Origin of the sequence: Candidatus Protochlamydia amoebophila UWE25, assembly GCF_000011565.2 — a bacterium.
Lineage (GTDB): Bacteria > Chlamydiota > Chlamydiia > Chlamydiales > Parachlamydiaceae > Protochlamydia > Protochlamydia amoebophila.
In genome coordinates this window covers 2344886-2366217 of record NC_005861.2, presented here as the reverse complement: position 1 = coordinate 2366217, position 21332 = coordinate 2344886, and the positions used below count along the sequence as shown (strand labels likewise).

Genomic DNA, 21332 nt, shown 5'->3' with positions numbered 1-21332 from the left:
TAATTGATGTTAATAACATAAAAAGAATAAGACATAATATTTAATTAAAAAATTAATTTACAAAATTTGTTTATAAATATAATAGAGAGTAACAAATATGGAGCCTTCAAGATTTTTCTCAAGACAAGATTATTATTCTTTTAGTCAAACTTATGCTCAATTGAATCCTGCAACTAAGCAAATAGAATCTGACTATGCGATAGAATGGAGTTATCCTGATCCAGATATTAAAATTTTCTCTGTAATCAATGGCCAGAAAATTTGTACAAATAATCAATGTGAAGCTTCATCAAATCCTATCGCCGCAGAGCTTTACAAAACTGTAGTTGAAGTTTACGCGTTTTTTGAGAGAGTTTTTAAGTTAAGGGGAATTGATGATCAGGGAACTGTTACTAATCTTCACATTAATTGGCAAGAACGAAATGCAGAATGGAGTTGCTCTAGCTTAAACATCAATGAAGTATGTTGGTTTACTTTTAACGATGCCTATGCAGTAACTAAAGAGATTGTTGCTCATGCATACTTTCATGCAATTTTGCACAATAAGCTTAATTATCGGGGAGAATCGGGCGCATTGGAGGAATCGTTGGCGGATGTCTTTGGAATCGCTTTTAAACACTGGCTGATTGACGAACAAATTTTAGAGGGCCCTAAAAATTGGTGGGTGGGGAGCTTTCGCAATTTGTCTATTCCATCGTCTATGCAGCAATACCAAGAAGATCTTAATAAACAAGGTTTACCTATATATAAAGAAGAAAATGATTATGGCTATGTGCATAGGAATAGTTGCATTCCAAACCATGCTTTTTATTTAGCGTGTCAATCAGAAGGTGGTAAAACGTGGGGAATCATTGCTCAAATCTGGTTCAAAGCTTCTCAAGATAGAACACTAGAAAGCAATGAAACTTTTGAAACATTTGCTAATAGAACGATAGAAAAAGCTACAGAATTTGGAATGGATCGTATAGTTTTTCAAGCCTGGTTAGATGTAGGTGTTTTATCTACTGCCTCTGAAAACAATGAATATGACGAAGAAATTGAAGGAAATCAATCTCAGTCTCCCGAACACAGGCGATAGGCGTGTTGGCTCTTAAAAAAACATTGGGCTTTAATTTTCTTGTCTTAAGAAAAGAAAAATTAAAGCCCAAAACTGCTAATATTCAGACAATAAAAATCTTGCAAAATGGCTTGTAAAATCGGAAATTCATCTGATTGCTTTTTTCAATTAAAAGTGTATTATTCAGCGTATTTAAATGCCTTTATATGAATAGTATTGCTTATAATATATATAAGAAGCATTTAGTGATTCTAAATAACTTTTTATCGATGCCAATTAAACGTATTTAGTCTGTTAATTCGTGCGACAGCTTTCTCTCTTATTTATCGCTTAAATCAAATTTGCGTTGCGATTATCTAAATATTAAATTAATAAATAAAGAACAGCACATTAATTTAATTCCATTAATCCTTGATAAAAGAGAATATATGAATGCACTTACTAGCAGAACTTCAGTTCTATCTATTGCCCCATATCCCATGCCATATCCCATGCTTAGTTCATTAGAAAAAGAATGCGACGATATTCTAAATGGAGTTGCCCCTATAAAACCGGACCGCTAGCCTGCCATTTTTAATTTCCTTAAATACTCTCTTGGAGAGAGCATATTTAAAGCCTTGTGAGGGGCTTTAACGTTATAGTCTTCGATCCAAATAGGCAATTGCTGCAAAACAGCTTCAGCACTTGCCAGATTGCCGAAATAAACATAATCTCTTTTAAAAGTTTTGACAAAAGCTTCTGCCATGCCATTACTTTCTGGACTATAAGGTGGCGTGGTTCTAATGGTTAAACCAAGCATTCTACCAAAATTGACAGTTTCTTTAGCCGTGTAACAGCTGCCATTATCAGAGAGCCATTCAAGAGGTACTCTAGCTTTTGGCTGTTCAAATCTATATTCAATAGTCTCAAGCATCAAATCTCGAATCATCTGCCCATCAATACCTATTGTAGAGGCAATATAACGCATGACTTCTCTGTCACATGTATCCAACGAGAAGGCGACATGAACACGATCACCATTTAAGCATTGAATAGAGAAGCTGTCTGAGCACCATCGTGTATTGCTGTAGAGAGTCTCTACTTTGCCTGTATGTAAGCGTTTAGGACGCCTGTTTGGCCTTTGTAGCAAAAGATGATGCTGCCTCATCAGTCTAAAAACCCGCTTATGATTAATGACTTTAAGTTTTTTCTCTTTGAGAAGGCTATTGACAATCGCATGGACCCTACGATAACCGTAAGTCGGCCTGTTTTTAACCACCTCTTTGATTAAAGCTAAAACCTGTTCATTTTCCGCTTTAGAATAAAAGATTGGCTGATGAGGTAAATGCTTTTTAAGCTGCTCTATAAGATTGGATCTTGATACTTCCATCACCTCTGCTATTTTCCTTAGGCTAAATCGCTTAAGCTTGGCAATGGCTGCCGCGAGATGAGTTTTTTTTCCTGCCCAAGCCTTACAGCCTCTTTTAAAATTTCATTTTCAAGTGTCTTTTTCCCAAGCATCCGCTCTAGTTCTCTTATTCGCTTTTCCATTTCTTTCACTTGGCTTTTGGGAACTAGTTCTTCTCGGCTGCTAATTCCTTGTAGTGCTCCTTGTTCCATTTGCCTTCTCCATGCAAAAAGTTGACTTGGTGTTATATCATATCTTCTTGCTATTTGGGAAACAGATTGACCTTCTTGATATGTTTTTTCAATAATCTGTTTTTTTTCTTCTAAGGACCATCGTCTTCTTCTTTCTACTGATGTAATTAATTTACAATTAGTCATAAATCTAGTCTTACTCCTATATCTTAGAAGCAAGCCAGATGGTCCGGTTTATTTGGGGAGCACTACACTAAAGCGCATTAAAGAGGTAGCCAAAAAATTAGAATGCCTTGATCATCAAAAAGAACAGAGTTTGATTGACCGAAATATCTCTGAATTGCTTGCTAAAGTTATTACTACGTATAGAAAGGACCCACGTAATTATCGTGTTTACCATGGACATCTGGCAGATTTAGCAGGAGTTGTTACCAATACTCCACCTTCTTGTATTACAGATGAAGATGGCTCATTATCCTGCCAATTTGTAAAAGGAATCAATTTATCAGGCTGGAATACAGCAGATTTTCTTCCTCTTCGCATTAGTTATCTTTTTTGGTTAACAATGAGCTTAGTTAATGAAGATATTTCCAAACGCAAATTACCTAAATTTTCTTATCCATCTATTAACACACCGCGTACCGAATTGACTCAACGACTTGTAAAAGAAATTTGTGTAGAACTTCGCACTCTTCGAGTCGCTAACGAAGTAACACAAGTAGAAAAAAATTATGAATCAGTCATTGCTGATGCTATTAAAAATGAAAAAGAAAACCCAGATGGATTATATCATCTCTTGCAAGATATCAAAAATGACTTTAATCCTCATGCTGAATTAATGTTAAATGCTATCCAAAACCTTAAGCATGAAGAAGAGGTAAGCTATAGTTCAGGTTCTATAGACCACTGTGTTTATGTGAGTTTTCGACGTATGCAAGATAATGTTTTAATTCGCGTTGACAATGCAGGTTTATGGAGCGATAGTACTGCTTATCATCCTTTTATAAATATAAATGGAGTAAATTATGTCTATCCCTCTTGTATTGCTTTATTACCTCTTCAAGCAATTGAGAAAAACCCAAAGCCATTAAAGAATTATTTATTAAACATTCTCATTGCGTCTTTATTGCCTGAAGACAAAGCGAAAGATAAGATTTATAATGTGGACTTAATAGTAACTTATTCAGAGAGAAAAGCTGTCTTGTATGAAGCTACGCAACATTTACTCAAACTTTCTAAAGTTTTTACTCCTAGTGTTCAGCAAACTGTGGGTAATTGCGTAGTCGCTAGTCATAATATTGGTATGGAAATTAGAATAAATCAAAATTCTAAAAATCCTGAACAAGAACCTTACACTTGGGTTAAAAGACAAGAAACACGCACAAGTGCTACTGCCGATCCACAAATCGGAATTATTTAAGGCGTCTTTTGTATCTCTAAAATGCCTTATTCCCCTTCTCTTTATTAGGAAAGGGGATATAAATCTTTTTTACTTATCTACTTTGAATTTAAGTATCTAAACAAAAATAAGAGAAATGTACTCAACATCTTTTAGACTTAGGTTAACTGAATCTTTTCTGTTTGCCTGAAGCGATGAAATCATTTAATTCAGCATTAATAAATACTTTAATAAAAGTTTCAAACTTTTGTTTTATTTCTTCAAGAGTTTTACCAAGAAAAGTATAACATCTCGAAGCCTTAAGACTTTCCATTAAAAATCATCACTTCCTCGTCAAATTAAACAAATCCTATGTAGTTTTTGTATTTCAAAATGTTTTTACTCCTGCGTTTTCTAAAAACTTTTTAGCGGAAACTCGAGCATCTAAAAAAACGTTATGTTTATTTTCTTTCCCAATCTCTAGTAGCTTATAGTTTTTAGAAAATGGATAAAAAAATATGAAGGAAGAATTGGAAATAAAGGAAATATATAGATTTTTTATTTATGTCATAAATAGAAAATCTATTAAGCTTAGTTATACAAGTTTAGCTAAATTAAAAATCAATTGAGTATTTAGTGAGAATAAAATTTTGATTATATAATTTAATAGCCCCTTCAATAGGGTAAGTCTTGTTCGATAAATAATATGTCCCTATTGATACTGCCAATGTTCGATAAAATTTTTTTTCCCCATCATTTTTGTATGTTTTATTAACATGAGGGTTGGGACTGATTGCATAAGTAATTTCAGAATTTGCTATTCCTTTCTTGTGAATTGTAATCCACCTATTGCCTTTTCCTTCGCCTACTTCTCTACAATGAAATGTAGCAAGTACTTTCCGTGGATTATTTGGATCACAAATCCTTACATCTTCATTTATTTTTGGCTTCTCTTCTTTTATATCTCCTGATCTTATTATTAAAGATGACCAATTTACAATTCTTGTCGCTAAATGCTCCATTTTGATTTTTGAAAGAATATAATTAGCATTGCCATTACCTTCATTCTGTGCCTGCATAAGTATTGCGTAAAATGCATTCATTGTTAGCCCTTCACCATTCCCCTGGTGCATAATGTTGACATATCCGTTCCGCAGAGACATTCTAGGGGCTCCAGTTTCCCCAGGATCTGTTGTTTGAGAAAAGACAAAATTTCCTGGCATAGCATAAGGTTTACTCTCAGAAGTAAAAAGCTTTACATACTTATTTAAAGATAAACCTTCTGTTTTATGATACATTTGAATCGATTCCTCTACATCGCTGTCTGAATCTAAAGTGACTGGATTGAATCGGCCTCCTTCCACCCATAAGACAGCGAAATCTAGCCCACAATACCTAATTCCATCAAAAATAAGTTTCCCTGTTCCAAAAGTTCCTCTGATTTCTCCTTCTTCTAAACAGTGTCGACATGTCAGTAGGAGATCTGGAGCTATGGCAAAACAATTCCCTTGGAATGAACCCCAGCTTCCGTAAATAGGGTAGGTTGCACAATAAAGATTGTCTATAAAAGCTCTTATGGTATCATCTTGCATCGATTTGTATTCACCAACTCGCATTTCTGCTTTATTGAACTCATTATTGTCGGGGTAAGGAATGGAATAAGGCTGTAAGCCACTGGAAATCGGCCACATATTAATACCCTCCTCAAAAAAAATTATTTAATTTTAGGCTATTACATTTAATGCTTAACTATTTTTACTTTTTGATTACTAAATCATTTAAATTTGTTTTTTAACAATTTTAAATTAAAAGAAATATCTGTGAAAGTAAATAAATATGACATTTCAAATTAAAATTAACACTTTAAAATTGGGATAATAATAGATGATAAGAATTTCAACATTTTGGAAGTGTTCATTCAAACCATTTGACACATCTTGAATCTTTCAAAAATCTGCGTAAATAAGCTTTTTTTCATGAAAAGCAAAGCAAAATTTGCGGTTAATTAATTTATATAAACAGTTTGTTTTTAGATATGCAAAGAAGACTAATTGCTATATCTTTGGATGAATGCAAACTAATATGTTATATGAAATGTTCATTGATATCTTTAAAAAAATGGCTGTACTAATCTTAAAAACAATTGCGAGGTTTGAGCTCTCAAATCTTGGCGCCTATCTACTCAATTAAAAACACAATACCACATCAAAAAAATGAGATTCACCCTCACAAATGAGCAATCAAGGGAAATTAAATGGTTAATTTCTTTGGTCGCTACAACGTTAACTTCCGCTGCTTAAACGAAATTGCTATTTTTCCTTAAAAAAAACTTCCATTAAATGCCTTTAACTTTATTTAAGAATTATTTGAAACATGCATCGTCAGATAGTGATTGACATTGACCCATTATTAGGTCTATTTTTCAATAAAGCTTAAAAAGCTTCTTATGGCTAATCTTAACGCCTCTTATAAGATGAATACGTCGATAACTAAATCGAGGTCTTTCAAGAGATGTTGCTTTAATGGGTGCTTTCTCTTATTCATCTCCCCTTGCCTTTTTGACAACTACCACCCAACTGATCGATGGAATACCAACAATTTAAAGCGCATCTTTAAATCGATAGTTTTTCATCATGCGTTAGCACAAATTCGCTTAGCAATTGAGCTTACCACTTTTTTGACAGAAAACACTTTAAAGCCATAATGTCTAAAGCTTAATCAGCAACAAATGTTTTAAACTTATCGTCTACTTCAGGATTTCTTGATTGTTAAGCTTCAAAAAAATTCCATTCCACTTAATTTTGCTTTCCATTGATAATAAGAAGCTGCGTTGACCCCGTGCTTGCGACAAACTTCTGCAAGTGGTATTTCAGCGTCAACTTCTTTTAAGTTTCTAGTAATTGGTTCTTCTGGGAAATTTTTCTTCATGCTGCTTTCCTTTTTTAAAGGATAGCATGATTTTCTGCTTTCTATTGGGCTTTTTTGCGGGGCAACATCAATTCTAAAATAGAATTTTTTTATTTTATTCTATCCAATAATTTAAACCTATTATATACACAAACAGAAAATAAAACATTTAATTGATAAATATTTTTATTGTAGAAAATGCATTGTAAATAGGAAAAAAAATATGAACAATTCAAGCTTACGTCCTGCAGGGCAACGTTATCCTGTTTGTAAAACTTATGCTCCAGCAGACACTAGCCAAATAAAAACTAACTATGGAATACAATGGAATTATCCTGAGCCAGATATTAAGATTTACACAATACGTGGTGGGCGAGAAATTTGTAAAAATAATCAATGCGCAACCTCTGGTGATCCTGTCGCTGCAGAACTTTATAAAACTGTAAAGAAAGTTTACGAATTTTTTGAGAACATTTTTAATTTTAGGGGAATTGATGGTCAAGGAAAAATTGCTAAACTTTACATCAATTGGCAAGAACATAATGCTCAGTGGAGTTGCTCTAGCGAAACCATTAACGAAGTGTGCCAGTTCAAATTTAACAATACCTTTGCAGTTACAGAGGAAGTGGTCGCTCATGAATATTTTCACGCCATCATGAACAGAAGGCTCACTTACAAAGGGCAATCAGGTGCCTTGGATGAATCTTTAGCGGATGTATTTGGAATTGCTTTTAAACATTGGTCAATAGATAAAGAAATTTTAGAAAATGACAATAATTATCAGCTTAAACGACAAGAATTAAATGATCATAAAACTCAATTGGTCAAGCAACAAGAGTCAAATGATCGCGGAATTCAAGAGTTAAATGAGCATAAAAATCAATTGATTAGGCAGCAGGAATCAAATAACCGCGAAATTCAGCAAATTAATCAAGAAGTACTAAACATCCGTAAAATTCGAAAGACAAATAATCACGAAATTCAAGAGTTAAATAAGCGTGGTTTTCTGACGCTCGCGCAACATGAGGCAAATAATCGCGAAATTCAAATTTTAAGGCATAAATCTCAATTGTTAGAGCAACAAAAATCAAATAAACGCGAAGTTAAGCGAATTGATCGAGAAATGCTAAACATTTCTAAAATTCAAGTTTTAAATGAGCATAAATTGCAACTGCTCAAGCCACAAGAGTTAGATAATAGTAAAATTTGGTTAATTAATGGACAAATTTTAGTGAATAGGAAAACATGGTGGGTTGGGAACCTTCGCGATCTATCTATTCCATCTACTAGGAAGAGAAATTACAAACAAGATCTTGATGAAGATGAACGAGATTTGCCTAGATACGATGAAGAAAATGATTATGGCCATATGCATGATAACAGCTGCATTCCAAGCCATGCTTTTTATTTAGCGTGTCAATCAGAAGGTAGTAGAACGTGGGGAATGATTGCCCAAATTTGGTTTAGAGCTTCTCAAGATAGAACACTAGAAAGCAATGAAACTTTTGAAACATTCGCTCATAGAACTATAGAAGTAGCTAAAGAATTTGAAATGGCTGATATAGTTCAACAAGCCTGGTCAGGTGTAGGTATTTTATCTACAACCTCTGATAATACTGTTTATGACGAAGAATCCGAAGAAGATCAATTTCAAACTCCTGAATATAAGCATGCTGGCTTTTAAAAAATATTGAGCTTTAATTTTTCTGATTTAAAAAAAAGTCAAAGCTCAATAGCTAAAATTTAATACAGATTACTTATATTCGAAATTCTGACCAGAATTTAAAACAAGGCATTTTTTTCTTCATTTCTTTTATAGTTTTCTATTGCTGACATTTCGCGCTTTAAGAATTAAATGATTTTAAAATTGGCAGCCATATTCAGCATCAGGCTATTTTAAAGCCTTTATCTAATTCATTCACTTAGTCCCGATAAGAAAAAAGCTCCCCATAGATGAGGTTTTTCTCGTTTTTGCGCAATGGCCATCAGCATGGCTTTTTGCAATGCTTGGGCTTTGTTTAATTTTTTTACCTCTATACCCAAAAAGTGGCGATAAAAGGTGTCAACCATCTGAAGGATTAGATCGCTGTCCGGTAGTCTCCAATAAGTTGCCACCGTTGACAGTGCTCCGGCTGCAAGAAAGGACCAGACGGGGCCGACGCTTCCTTCCCCGTGAAGCTTGCCTCTGCCAGAAAAACATGTACTCATGAAAACCAACTCCGAATGAAGTGTAAGCGCCGCAATTTCTTGTGCATGGAGATACCCTTGAGGATGGCTTTCATCGGGAGCGAGCTTGAAAAGCCCTTCAAAAACAGAATGCGAATCAAGCTTTTCTTCCGGCTTTGCCTCTGTCAATCCATGACAAGCAAAATGAATCCAGCGTGCATTCCGCATTCCTTCTACAACATGTTGAACAGTAGCGTTGTTTTGTAAGAGAATTCTTTCTGGAGCTGTTTTAAGGAGAGGAGAAACTAATTTTTGTGCTTCTTTTTCTGCAAATGGTAACGAGTCTTTTGAATAGAGTGTTGTGGGATTTCCAATGACGAGAGAATGTATTGAGAATTTTTTAGGAATTTCATCTAATAATTTGAGTATTTCAATGGAAGGAGCAATGGAAATGGGATGTTTTTCTATGAAATATTTTCCTTCTTTATCTAAAAAGGCAGCGAAGGGAATTTGAGATAGAAAACCGTCTGGAACAATGGTGACGACTTGTTGAGGGTCTTTAGGAAGATAAGATTCAATTGGCGCAATAAGGGCTTCATACCAAAGAGAAAGGCGATTTTTAAAAGATTTTAAAACGGCAGAGTCTGTACTCTCATCGGGATCTCCTCGGGTTAACTCATCTAAAAAAGCATGGGTAGTGGAGCCGCGAGTTTTTTTTGGACGAAGAAAGAGTCTTCTTTTAGCAACTGTTGGCTCAATGATAAAAGGAAACGTTTGAAAAACGTAAGTTGCTTCTTCAAACTCTTCTTTCAAAATTCCTAAGGGCAGCTGCTGGCAGGTTATTTTACCTTCCGGAGGAATAACCCAAATAGTGATGCTGTCCATATTTTCGGAAGCAAAAGAGTAAACGATCAAGCAAGTGCTCATCTTGTGAGCAAGGGCTTGCATGTTTTGAGATGTGAGCCCAGAAGAAAAAAAAGAGTTATTTTTCTGAAATTGGAATTTTTCTGTCGGAGCGGAAACTAAGGCACGCGAACGTCTAAAATCTGTGATCTGCAAAGCTTTTTCATTTTTAGCCTGTTGTAAAAAAAGAAATTCCAGACATAAAAGCGGTTTTACTTGTTCTTCAAAAAAAATAATTTGCCAATGGTGATGACTTTTAAGTTCTTGATGTAAGGTTGCGTAAACGTCAATACTTTTTTGATAATGTTTCTTTGCTAGGCTAGCATCAGTTTTACTATATAGTACCCCTAAATTATGATAGCCTATTGCTTTTTTGCGGCGATTTCGTAACTCCTGAGATAAACAAACGAAATTTTCAAAGCTTTGAATCGCTTTCTTCTCGTTTCCCAAATTTATGTAGCATAAACCTAAGCCATTAAAGCTGCTGCTTTTTATCTCTGTTTTATCGCTTATTTCAACGGCTTCTTTATAATGTTTAACAGCCTCAGAAAACTTACCACAGCGGTAAAAAGCATGTCCCAAATTTATTAAAAGTTTGGCTCGCTTAAGGCGATCTTCTGTTATTTCTAATGCTTTAATATAGTAATTTATGCTTTCAGAATCACTTTTCAAATAGTAAGATGTAGCACCGAGATTCGTATATACTGGTCCTAAATATTCTGAAAAAGTTTTTAATTTTTCAGCGACACTTAAAGCTTGCGTGTGATAATCAAGTCCTTTTCTGCGATCTTCAATAGTAGTATAGATTTTTCCAAGAGTTGTCAACGCCCCGAATTTACTATTTAATACTTGTGATTCATCTATTTGAACTGATGGATGTTGCGTTAGCTCTAAAATTTTTTCAGCATGAAAAATAGCTGTTTCATATTTGTCTAAATGATTAAATAATGTGGCTAAGTTTTCATGGATTTTTATTGCTTCCAGAAAGTTGTCTGGCGGGAGAATATTTAATGCGTCGTGATAAGCCTCTTCAGCTGTCTGATAGCGTTGGGCGTTAGCTTGGGCGTGACCGATCCTAGTGTAGATGTGTGCTTGTTCGATTCTCTCTATTGTCAGGCTTAATGCATCTTGATAACATTGAACTGCCTCTTCATTCTTATCTAAGGAAAGATAAACCTCTGCAAGATCAACAAGAGTTCGGCTTTTAATTTTAGGATCTGTTAGATTTTGTGCTATCGTTTGAGCTTCACTATAAAAAAAAAGCGCGCAATCACCTTGTCCTTGCATTGCATAAAAAGAGCCTATATTTTTTAAATAAATGAATACTTCATGAAGCTCATTTAGTGCTTCCGTTATTTTTAATGCTTCTTTGCTGTGATAGGTAGCAATTTGATACTGCTTAAGAGATTTGTTCCACGTTGCAAGATTTTCATGAATCATTCTAACTTTATTAAATAACCCTTTATTTTGTGACATCTCTGGGAATTCCTTTGTTAGAATTCCTAAAAGAGCTTTTGCATAGGAGATAGCACAAGGAAAATCACCTTGTTTTTCGTAAAAATCTGCCATGGTTGTTAAAAACTCTAAAGGTAATTTTCTATTTTTATGAATGGCTGATTTTTGTTCCTCAATTTCTTTTGCGACAGTTTCAGATAGTGGCTCAAAAAGCCTTAGAACAGAATTTTCTACGTTTTTTGGAATAAAAAATTCAATTTTTTTCTCATTAGCTAATTGATAGAGGCTTTCTATCCATCCTTTCATATTGTTTAGAATGGAGTCTTTATTCTGGGCAAGTAGATTTGAACAGTGATTGCCAAATTCAAGATAGGGAAGCAACCATAGGTGCTCTAGTATGCGTTGGTAAATTATGCAAATAGGGACCAGAAAATTAAATTGACCTGAAGTTAGCTTTGCTTCCATGATTTCACTGACGATTCTTTCGAGATCAATTAACTCTTGGGCTTGTTCATGCTGAATATCATAGAAAATTGTTGTAAAATTTAAAAAAGACGTTGCATCCCGTACTATTAAATTTTGTATCTCTTCTACCTCTAATTTTAGCAAGCGACAGAAACATTCACGCTGGATACTAAAATCTTCTAATTGACTGATCTTTTCGATGAGCCATTTGGCACTGATGATGATATTTTCTTCGGTAACGAATTTTGTTTTATAGGCCTCAATTAAACCTTTTACATGATCTAATATGGGAATTTTGGGCAAGCTTTGGAAAATAAGAGAATTATATAACGTGCTAAACTGAATTGAATTTACATTCATAGCTCACCTATCCAATGAATAAATTGTTAATAATATTTTGTTTTTACGGAGAGAAGTAGTCAAACTATAAATGGATCAGCAGATCTTAACGAGAGAGATTGTCATTTGGCTAAATAATGATTAACCAGGCTTTAAAGCTATAGAAAAGTTTTGCTCTGTAATTAAAAAACCGGTGTTAAATTCTTACTGAACCTTTTTCCGTTTCTTTTTGTGAATGGGAGTAATAAGAGGTGGCCTTTTATTTATTCAATCGAAATAGGGGGAACAAATTTACTTCAATTTTTTTTTATTTTCCGGTGTTTCTTAATAAAAAGAGAAGCATTGAGAGTGATAGAAAATCAGTAGCAAAAAAAATCGCTAAAAAACTCTTTTTCTAGTCATCCGGCTTTTCCCTTCCATATTCACTGCCCAGGCTATTCTCTTGTCTTGCTATCGTAATTTTATTATTTTGCAATAAACTAGGGGAAGTTAAAATAGGGATAAGGGCATTTAAAGGGGGAAAACAACAAAAGGAGAGTTTAAGATGCAAAGAAAAACGGTGGGAGTCTAAATTTTTTAGGATTAAATTAAGAAGGCTGACCCAATTTTTATAGCATTCAAAGAGAAAATGCCATTTTTAATCATTACTTTGCTTTTAAGATAATTTGATATGTATATTTTGTAGGTATGGGAAGGGAAATTGTCATGCTAAAATGACTATCCAACTATTTTACTAACTAAAACAGTCTCCAAAAATACAAAAATCCTTTTGCGTAGCCTTTTGACAATCTAAACTTAAAGCATTTTTATATCAAAAGCTAAGGAGTTTATATTTGAATTTTATCGAATTATTAAAACATTTATAATTAATCGAAATTAATTCATTTGGAGAATCATTTTGAATATTTCTAATTCAAGATTTAGGCATAGCTATCTTGTCAATACAACGACTCTTTCTTACTCCCAATCTCAAGAGATTAATGACCCTCTTGTGGATGAAAATAATCCCTTAGACAATCCTTTGGCTAATATAGAGGAAACTAGTGAGTCAACGATTCCAGCTTCCGATCTTTCATCATCACCTGAAGAAGTTCAACTAAGTTTTCAAGAGGGAACTTCTCTAACTATTTCTCATTCTCAACTAGTTTTGTTAAGGGACAAATCACACTACTTTAACAATCTGTGGTCGGGGCAGTTTCAAGAAACCCTGCAACATCCTCTGGCTTTGACACAAAAAGAGTTTACGCTTTTGCTCAATTGTCTAATGAATCCTAAGTTTGAAATTCCCTTGGAAGAGATCACTTCTGTTATTCAACTTGCCGATTATTATGAAGTGACAGAAGTAGTGAAACATTTAGAAGGACAGCTGATCATTGGATACAAATCACAGAGATTTGAACCCTTTAACTCCACTGAAGAAAGTTTAGTCGAATTAAAAGAGCTTTTAAATTTCGCGCATCGCTGTCAATTAAATACATTGAAGAATTATTTGGAGTTTTCCGTTACAAGCGCATTATTAAACCAAACTTCCCAATTAACGGAATTTCAAAGAATTATAAATCAATTCTCAAATGAAATAGAAGCACTTAATTTTTCAGAAAATGCCCATTTGACCGATGCTCATCTTTTAGCATTAAAAAATTGTAAAAATTTAAAAGAGCTTCATCTTCAAGAGTGCCGTAATCTTACTGATGCTGGATTAGTGCATTTGGCACCCTTAGTGGCTTTAAAGCATTTAAATCTTAACTTTTGCGATAAACTCACCAATACAGGATTAGCCCATTTGAGACCCTTAACAGCTTTACAGCATCTAAATTTGGGTAATTGTAGAAATCTCACTGATGCAGGATTAGCGCATTTGACTCCTTTAACGGCTTTGCAACATCTAAATCTTAACTTTTGTGATAAACTCACCGATACAGGATTAGTCCGTTTAAGTCCCTTAACAGCTTTGCAACACCTAGATTTAAGCGATTGTGAGAATCTCACCGATGCAGGATTAGTTCATTTGAAGCCCTTAGTGGCTTTGCAGCATCTAAATCTAAGCTGCTGTGAAAACCTCACCGATGCAGGATTAGTTCATTTGAAGCTCTTAGTGGCTTTGCAGCATCTAGATTTAAGCGATTGTAATAACCTCACCGATGCAGGATTAGCCCATTTGACACCCTTAACGGCCTTGCAGTATCTAGATTTAAGCTATTGCAATAATCTCACCGACGCAGGATTAGTTCATTTGAAATTCTTAACGGCCTTGCAGCATCTAGATTTGAGGGGCTGTGACAAAGTCGCGGATGACGGGTTAGCGCATTTGACACCCTTAACCGCTTTGCAAGCTCTAAGTCTAAGCCAATGTCGAAATCTCACCGATGCAGGATTAGGCCATTTGAAACTCTTAACGGCTTTGCAATATCTACGCCTAAGTCAATGCTGGAATCTCACTGATGCAGGATTAATTCATTTGAGGCCCTTAGTGGCTTTACAACATCTAGACCTAAGTTACTGCGGAAATCTCACCGATGTGGGATTAGTGCATTTAACACCTTTAATGGCTCTACAACATTTAGATCTAAACTACTGTGAGAATCTCACTGGTGATGGATTAGCCCATTTGAGATCCTTAACGACTTTGCAGCATCTAAGTCTAAACCAGTGCTGGAATCTTACCGATGCAGGATTAGTTCATTTGGAACCCTTAACGGCTTTGCAGCATCTAGACCTAAGTTACTGCGGAAATTTCACCGATGTGGGATTAGTGCATTTAACATCCTTAATGGCTTTGCAGCATCTAAATCTGAGGGGATGTGACAGAGTCACGGATGTTGGATTAGCTCTTTTTAAAATTTTTGCAACTTCACTCCATCTAAAAATTATTAAATAGAAAAACTTTCAATAAAAAGAGAAACCTGGCGGTGAAAATAAAAGAGTTCTTTGCCTTAAGAAAATAAAGGATAAAATTTTATTAACGTTTCTCAATTTCCATTGAGACTCTTATTTAAGAGAAATATTTGCTCATTCTGAAGGCACTATACAAACAGTTCTTTGTTTGTAAACGCCAAAAAATACACTCAAAAATGTACTTTGGACTAAAATATAAGCCTATAGACTAATTTTAGTAGAGGCAATTTCTCGTCTATATATTTCCTAATCGAATATGCCCTTTAATTGTATCAGAGATCTTATAAGCCGTTTATTCCCTGATCCTATCATCTCATGGAATTAAGGCACTTACAGATCAAAAACTGAGAGTTTATGTTTGAATCATATTAATCCTTAATTTAGTTTTTAATCACTCTTCATTGATGAAATGAAATTTTCTCTTTAAATTTGACTGCCTATTCCAACTTATTTAATATTGCCATAATTTTTATCTATCCATCATATTGTTAAAATATTTATAAATGAAAATGTATTTTATTCATTGGGATGGTCATTTTGCATATTTCTAATTTTGGGTTTAATCCTAACCATCTTGTCCATACCACAGATCCTTTTTACTCTCAAACTCAAGAGATTAATGACCCTCTTTTGGATGAAAATAATCCCTTAGACAATAAACCTTTGGCTAATACACAGGAAACTAGTGCATCAACGATTCCAGCTCCCGCTCTTTCACCTTCATCTGATGAAATTCAACTAAGCTTTCAAGAGGGAACTTCTCTAACCATTTCTCACTCTCAGCTAGCCTTGTTAAGGGATAAATCCCTTTATTTTAAAACTTTTTGGTCAGGAAATTTTCAAGAAACCCTCCAACATCCTCTGACTTTGACACAAAAAGAGTTTACGCTTTTGCTCAATTGCTTAACGAATCCTAAGTTTGAAATTCCCTTGGAAGAAATCATTTCTGTCATTCAACTAGCCGATTATTATGAAGTGACAGAAGTGGTAAAAAATTTAGAAGAACAGTTGACTGATGGATACAAATCTCAAAGGTTTGAACCCTTTAACTCCACTGAAGAAAGTTTAGTCGGATTAAAAGGACTTTTAAATTTTGCGCAGCAATGTCAATTAAACGATTTGAAAAACTATTTAGAATTGACTGTTGTGAGCGCCTTATTAAACCAGGCTTCTCAGTTAACCGAATTTCAAAGAATTATAAATCACTTCTTAGATGAGATAGAAGCACTCAATTTTTCAGGAAATGCCCATTTGGCCGATGCCCATCTCTTAGCATTAAAAAATTGTGAAAATTTAAAATTGCTTCATTTAGAAGCGTGTCAGGCTATTACAGATGATGGATTAGCCCATTTGGCACTCTTAACGAGTTTGCAGCATCTAAATCTTTACTTTTGCGTTAATCTCACCGATGCAGGATTAGCCCATTTGACACCCTTAACGGCTTTGCAGCATCTAAATTTAAGCTACTGCTGGAAAATTACCGATGCAGGATTAGCCCATTTGACACCCTTAACGGATTTGCAACATCTAAATTTAAGCGATTGTGAGAATCTCACCGATGCGGGATTAGCCCATTTGACACCCTTAACAGCTTTGCTGTATCTAAATCTGAGTAAATGCTATCATCTCACCAATGTAGGATTAGCCCATTTGGCGCCCTTAACGGGTTTGCAGTATCTCAATCTAAAATGGTGCTGGAATCTCACCGATGCCGGATTCTCGCATTTGGCATCCTTAACGGCTTTGCAGCATCTAGATTTAAGCGATTGTGAGAATCTCACCGATGCGGGATTAGCGTATTTGGCATCCTTAACAGCTTTGCAATATCTAGGTCTAAGCCAATGCAGGAATCTCACAGATGTAGGATTAGCGCATTTGACACCCTTAACGGCTTTGCAGCATCTAGATCTAAGGGAATGTGACAAAGTCACAGATGCGGGATTAGCTCGTTTTAAAACTTTAGCAACTTCACTCAATCTAAAAATTATTAAATAAAAAAAATTACAATAAAAAGGGAAACCTGGCGGTGAAAATAAAAGAGTGCATGATCCTAAGAAGATCAAGGATAAAATTTCATTAAGCTTTATCCATTCCCATCGAGACACTTATCTAAGAGAAATACTTGCTCATTTTGAAGATACTATACAAACAGTTCTATGTTTGTAAACGCCAAAAAATACACTCAAAAATGTACTTTGGACTAAAATTAAGTCTATAGACTAATTTTAGTAGCGGCAATTTCTCGTCTATATATTTCCTAATCGAATATGCCCTTTAATTGTATCAGAGATCTTATAAGCCGTTTATTCCCTGATCCTATCATCTCATGGAATTAAGGCACTTACAGATCAAAAACTGAGAGTTTATGTTTGAACCATATTGGTCCTTATTTGTTTTTTACTCTCCATTGGTAAAACGAAATTTTCTCTTTAAATGTGCTTACCTATTTTAGGTTATGACTATTGCCATGATTTTTATCTGTATATTATACTGTTAAAACACCTATAAAATGAAAATTTATTTCACTCATTGGGATGGTCATTTTGAATATTTCTAATTTAGGATTTAGTCACAGTTACCTCGTCAATACAACGGATCCTTCTTACTATCCTCTTCAAGACATTAATGACCCTCTTGTGGATGAAAATAATCCCTTAGACAATCCTTTGCCTAATCTAGAAGAAACTAGTGCGTCAACGATTCCAGCTCCCGCTCTTTCACCTTCATCTGAAAAAATTCAACTAAGCTTTCAAGAGGGAACTTCTCTGACTATTACTCACTCTCAACTAGCTTTGTTAAGGGAAAAATCACATTACTTTAAGAATCTATGGTCGGGGCAATTTCAAGAAACCTTGCAGCATCCTCTCGATTTAACACAAAAAGACTTTACGCTTTTATTCAATTGCCTGTTGGATGCTAACTTTAAAGTTCCTGTAGAAGAGATTACTTCTGCCATTCAACTCGCCGATTATTATGAACTGACAGAAGTAGTGAAAAACTTAGAAAAACAGTTAATTGATGGGTACAAATTACGGAGATTTGAACCCTTTAATTCCACTGAAAAAAGTTTAATCGAATTAAAAGAGCTTTTAAATTTCGCTCGTCAATGTCGATTAAATATGTTAAAGAACTATTTAGAATTCACCGTTGTGAGCGAATTATTAAACCAGGCTGTTCAGTTAGCGGAGTTTGAAAGAATTATAATTCCTTTCTCAAAGGAGATAGAAGCTCTTAATTTTTCAAACAATGATTATTTGACCGATGCCCATCTTTTAACTTTAAGAAATTGTGAAAATTTAAAAGTGCTTCATTTAAATGCGTGTCAGGCTATTACGGACGATGGGTTAGCGCATTTAACACCCTTAACGGGTTTGCAGCATCTAGATATAAGGGTTTGTGAGTATCTCACTGATGATGGATTAGCGTATTTGACATCCTTAACGGGTTTGCAGCATCTAAATCTGAGTGGGTGCTATCACCTCACTGATACAGGATTAGCCCATTTGACACCCTTAACGGGTTTGCAGCATCTAGATTTAAGGATTTGTGAGTATCTCACTGCTACTGGATTAGCCCATTTAAAGCCCTTGAAGGCTTTGCAGCATCTAGATCTAAGCTACTGTAAAAATCTTACCAATGTCGGATTGTCGCATTTGGCGCCCTTGACAGCTTTGCAGCATTTAGATCTAAGCTATTGCTGGCAACTCGCCGATGCTGGGTTAGTGTATTTGACACCCTTAACAGGCTTGCAGCATCTAGATTTAAGCGGTTATCATAAACTCACCGATGCAGGATTGGCGCATTTAACACCCTTAACCGCTTTGCAGTGTCTAGATTTGAGCTACTGTGAGAATCTCACTGATGTAGGATTAGCCCATTTGATGCCTTTAAAGGCTTTGCAGCATCTAAATCTGAGAAATTGCCGTAATCTCACAGATGATGGATTAGCCCATTTGGCACCCTTAACTGCTTTGCAGCATTTAGATTTAAGCTATTGCTGGCAACTCACCGATGCTGGGTTAGCGCATTTAACACCTTTAACGGGTTTGCAGCGTCTAGATTTGAGCTACTGTGAAAATCTCACTGATGTAGGATTAGCTCATTTGATACCTTTAAAGGCTTTGCAGCATCTAAATCTGAGAAATTGCCGTAATCTCACGGATGATGGATTAGTCCATTTGGCACCCTTAACCGCTTTGCAACATCTCGATTTAAGCGATTGCAATAATCTCACCGATGCAGGATTAGCGCATTTGACACCTTTAACGGCTTTACAACATCTAGATTTAAAATATTGCATTAATCTCACCGGTGCTGGATTAGCGCATTTAGCGTTCTTAACCGGTTTGCAGTATCTAGATTTAAGTTGGTGCAAAAATCTCATCGATGCAGGATTAGTACATTTGAAACTCTTAACGGCTTTGCAGTATCTAGGTCTAAGCTACTGTGAGAATCTTACTGATGACGGATTAGCCCATTTGAGATCCTTAACAGCTTTGCAGCATCTAGCACTAATCCATTATAAGAATCTCACCGATGCGGGATTAGTCCATTTGAGATCCTTAACATCTTTGCAGCACCTAGATCTACGCTACTGTCAGAATCTCACTGGTGATGGATTAGCCCATCTGAGAACTTTAACAGCTTTGCAGTATCTAGCATTAACCCAATATAAGAATCTCACCGATGATGGATTAGCACGTTTTAAAACTTTAGCATCTTCAACTAATTTAAGGATAAAATTTCATTAAACTTTATTAATTCCCATCGAGACGCTTATCTAAGAAAAATATCCGCTCATTTTGAAGGCACTATACAAACAGTTCTATGCTTGTAAATGCCAAAAAATACGCTTAAATAATTCGGCATTTTATCATGAAAAAGAAGAAGGTAAAAGAGCAGAATTTCAAAAAAATAGAATATATTAAAAAATAGATAAAAATGAAGTTAACCCTCCCTGCGTTCGTAGACCTTTTGCCGAATCCTAATCAGTTAAATTTGTACTCAGTGCATTTTGAAGAATGCATGAGTAAAGGAAGTAAAATTCATATAATTTTAATTTTTATGAAAAAGTTGGATTAGATAGAGAAAAGAATAGTAGGGCTCGGTAAGATTATTGATCAAAGCAAATAGTTTTTGATTAAGACAATCATTCTTTTTTTACTCTTATTTCTATAAGTTGTTGCTTGCAAAGCATATAAAGGCAACTAACCTTCGACTTGGAAAAAAGCTACGATAGTTATCAATTCCGCAAATAGTCACAAAATCTTTCAATGAACAAGACTAAAATTTAGCTAAACAATCTCCAGTCTAAAAGAATAGATACCCTCTCTCACAGACGCTTTAAATAAATATTTAGCTAACTCACAGTATAAAAATGTCGATGAGAATGCAATCAAAAAAGATTCAAATTTTACCATTTTTGCCTATCTGGATAGAATGAATATATTACATTCCATACGTAATTTATCAACCAACCATAACTTAGGGCAGCTAAAAAAATAAAATGAACCTCATTCAAAGCTATTTTAAAACCCCATCTTTTTAGGACAAAGTATTCTTATTTTCGTCGCTAGGTTTCTCTTTTTATTGAAAGTTTTGCCTCTGCAAATCTATCAAATTGATTGGGAGCAATGCAAAATCACCTTTCCTCAGTCAAAAATGAAAGAATTTTACAAGGAGACTGTGATTACCTATTCAGATGACATTATGGAAAGGCTTCGAGAGCATATTGGCGAGAGAAAAGGACATGTTTTCATTACGAGATTTGGAAAGCCTGTGATGATCAATCAAGTCACTATGACATTTGCCAAAGCTTGGAAAGAGGCCGGTATTTCGTTTAAAATCACCTCGCACGTCTTGAGGGCATCTGCTGTCATTTATCTTAAACAGCAGGGGTTCCAAGACAGCGATATTATGCGTGTGACTGCTGGACATGCTTCCTCGGAGATGATCTATGCTTACGATAAATCCGCTCGATCGGATAATGCCAGCAAAAAGTTAACTTAATACCATAGAAGTTCTGAATGAGTGTTAAGAACGAGATCATTGATCCTAAGAGCTATGCATGTTTTTGTAACACATTAAGAAAGATATTCAAGAGTCGCAACTGAGAGCGGCAATGTCAATTACCAAGGAGCTTACAGCCCTTTATTGGCGTATAGGCAATAAAGATTTTCTGCCAAACTG

Annotated in this window: 11 protein-coding genes; 7 read left to right on the top strand and 4 right to left on the bottom strand. The window is 35.0% G+C overall.

What is annotated here, in order from left to right:
• Positions 1-97 precede the first annotated feature (97 nt).
• Complete coding sequence (locus PC_RS09430; RefSeq protein WP_011176508.1) at positions 98-1078, top strand: M4 family metallopeptidase; 981 nt, start codon at positions 98-100, stop codon at positions 1076-1078.
• Between the two features lie 538 nt (positions 1079-1616).
• Here the strand turns inward: PC_RS09430 and PC_RS11605 are convergent.
• Positions 1617-2821, bottom strand: a protein-coding gene (locus PC_RS11605) for an IS3-like element ISCpr2 family transposase (RefSeq protein WP_181679061.1) whose coding sequence is annotated in 2 segments (ribosomal slippage) — positions 1617-2497 and positions 2497-2821 — 1206 coding nt in all. Because the reading frame shifts where the segments join, the coding sequence is not laid out codon by codon here.
• A 52-nt stretch (positions 2822-2873) separates the two neighbouring features.
• On the opposite strand from PC_RS11605, the gene PC_RS09415 reads away from it, so the two are divergent.
• On the top strand, positions 2874-4055 hold the full coding sequence (locus PC_RS09415) for a hypothetical protein (protein WP_044045284.1): 1182 nt from the start codon (positions 2874-2876) through the stop codon (positions 4053-4055).
• 572 nt (positions 4056-4627) lie between these two features.
• Here PC_RS09415 and PC_RS09410 read toward each other — a convergent pair.
• Both PC_RS09410 and PC_RS09405 read right to left on the bottom strand, forming a co-directional pair.
• Entirely contained in the window at positions 4628-5704 is a 1077-nt protein-coding gene (locus PC_RS09410; RefSeq protein ID WP_011176505.1) for a serine protease family protein, read from the bottom strand.
• A 1084-nt stretch (positions 5705-6788) separates the two neighbouring features.
• A complete protein-coding gene (locus PC_RS09405) occupies positions 6789-6941 on the bottom strand; it encodes a transposase (RefSeq protein WP_079890448.1) in 153 nt (50 codons plus the stop codon).
• 202 nt (positions 6942-7143) lie between these two features.
• Between PC_RS09405 and PC_RS11805 the strand changes: the two genes are divergently transcribed.
• Positions 7144-8604, top strand: a complete 1461-nt coding sequence (locus tag PC_RS11805; protein WP_011176503.1) for a M4 family metallopeptidase — start codon at positions 7144-7146, stop codon at positions 8602-8604.
• A gap of 230 nt (positions 8605-8834) precedes the next feature.
• Here the strand turns inward: PC_RS11805 and PC_RS09395 are convergent, their stop codons facing one another.
• Entirely contained in the window at positions 8835-12269 is a 3435-nt protein-coding gene (locus PC_RS09395) for a CHAT domain-containing protein (RefSeq protein ID WP_011176502.1), read from the bottom strand.
• A gap of 877 nt (positions 12270-13146) precedes the next feature.
• Between PC_RS09395 and PC_RS09390 the strand changes: the two genes are divergently transcribed.
• The 4 genes from PC_RS09390 (at position 13147) to PC_RS09375 (ending at position 21152) form a co-directional block, all read left to right on the top strand.
• Positions 13147-15126, top strand: a complete 1980-nt coding sequence (locus tag PC_RS09390) for a BTB/POZ domain-containing protein (RefSeq protein ID WP_011176501.1) — start codon at positions 13147-13149, stop codon at positions 15124-15126.
• Positions 15127-15680: 554 nt separating this feature from the next.
• On the top strand, positions 15681-17138 hold the full coding sequence (locus tag PC_RS10175; protein WP_079890474.1) for a BTB/POZ domain-containing protein: 1458 nt from the start codon (positions 15681-15683) through the stop codon (positions 17136-17138).
• Between the two features lie 548 nt (positions 17139-17686).
• Positions 17687-19894 (top strand): BTB/POZ domain-containing protein, encoded by a 2208-nt coding sequence (locus PC_RS09380; protein WP_079890473.1) that lies wholly within the window; start codon positions 17687-17689, stop codon positions 19892-19894.
• Between the two features lie 838 nt (positions 19895-20732).
• Positions 20733-21152: a tyrosine-type recombinase/integrase gene (locus tag PC_RS09375; protein WP_011176498.1), complete on the top strand. Its 420-nt coding sequence runs from the start codon at positions 20733-20735 to the stop codon at positions 21150-21152.
• The last annotated feature ends 180 nt before the right edge of the window (positions 21153-21332 follow it).

Excerpts from the sequence above, each read along its gene's own strand:
- PC_RS09410 (WP_011176505.1), bottom strand. The coding sequence starts at position 5,704 with ATGTGGCCGATTTCCAGTGGCTTACAGCCTTATTCCATTCCTTACCCC.
- PC_RS09405 (WP_079890448.1), bottom strand. The coding sequence starts at position 6,941 with ATGAAGAAAAATTTCCCAGAAGAACCAATTACTAGAAACTTAAAAGAA.
- PC_RS11805 (WP_011176503.1), top strand. The coding sequence starts at position 7,144 with ATGAACAATTCAAGCTTACGTCCTGCAGGGCAACGTTATCCTGTTTGT.
- PC_RS09430 (WP_011176508.1), top strand. The coding sequence starts at position 98 with ATGGAGCCTTCAAGATTTTTCTCAAGACAAGATTATTATTCTTTTAGT.
- PC_RS09395 (WP_011176502.1), bottom strand. The coding sequence starts at position 12,269 with ATGAATGTAAATTCAATTCAGTTTAGCACGTTATATAATTCTCTTATT.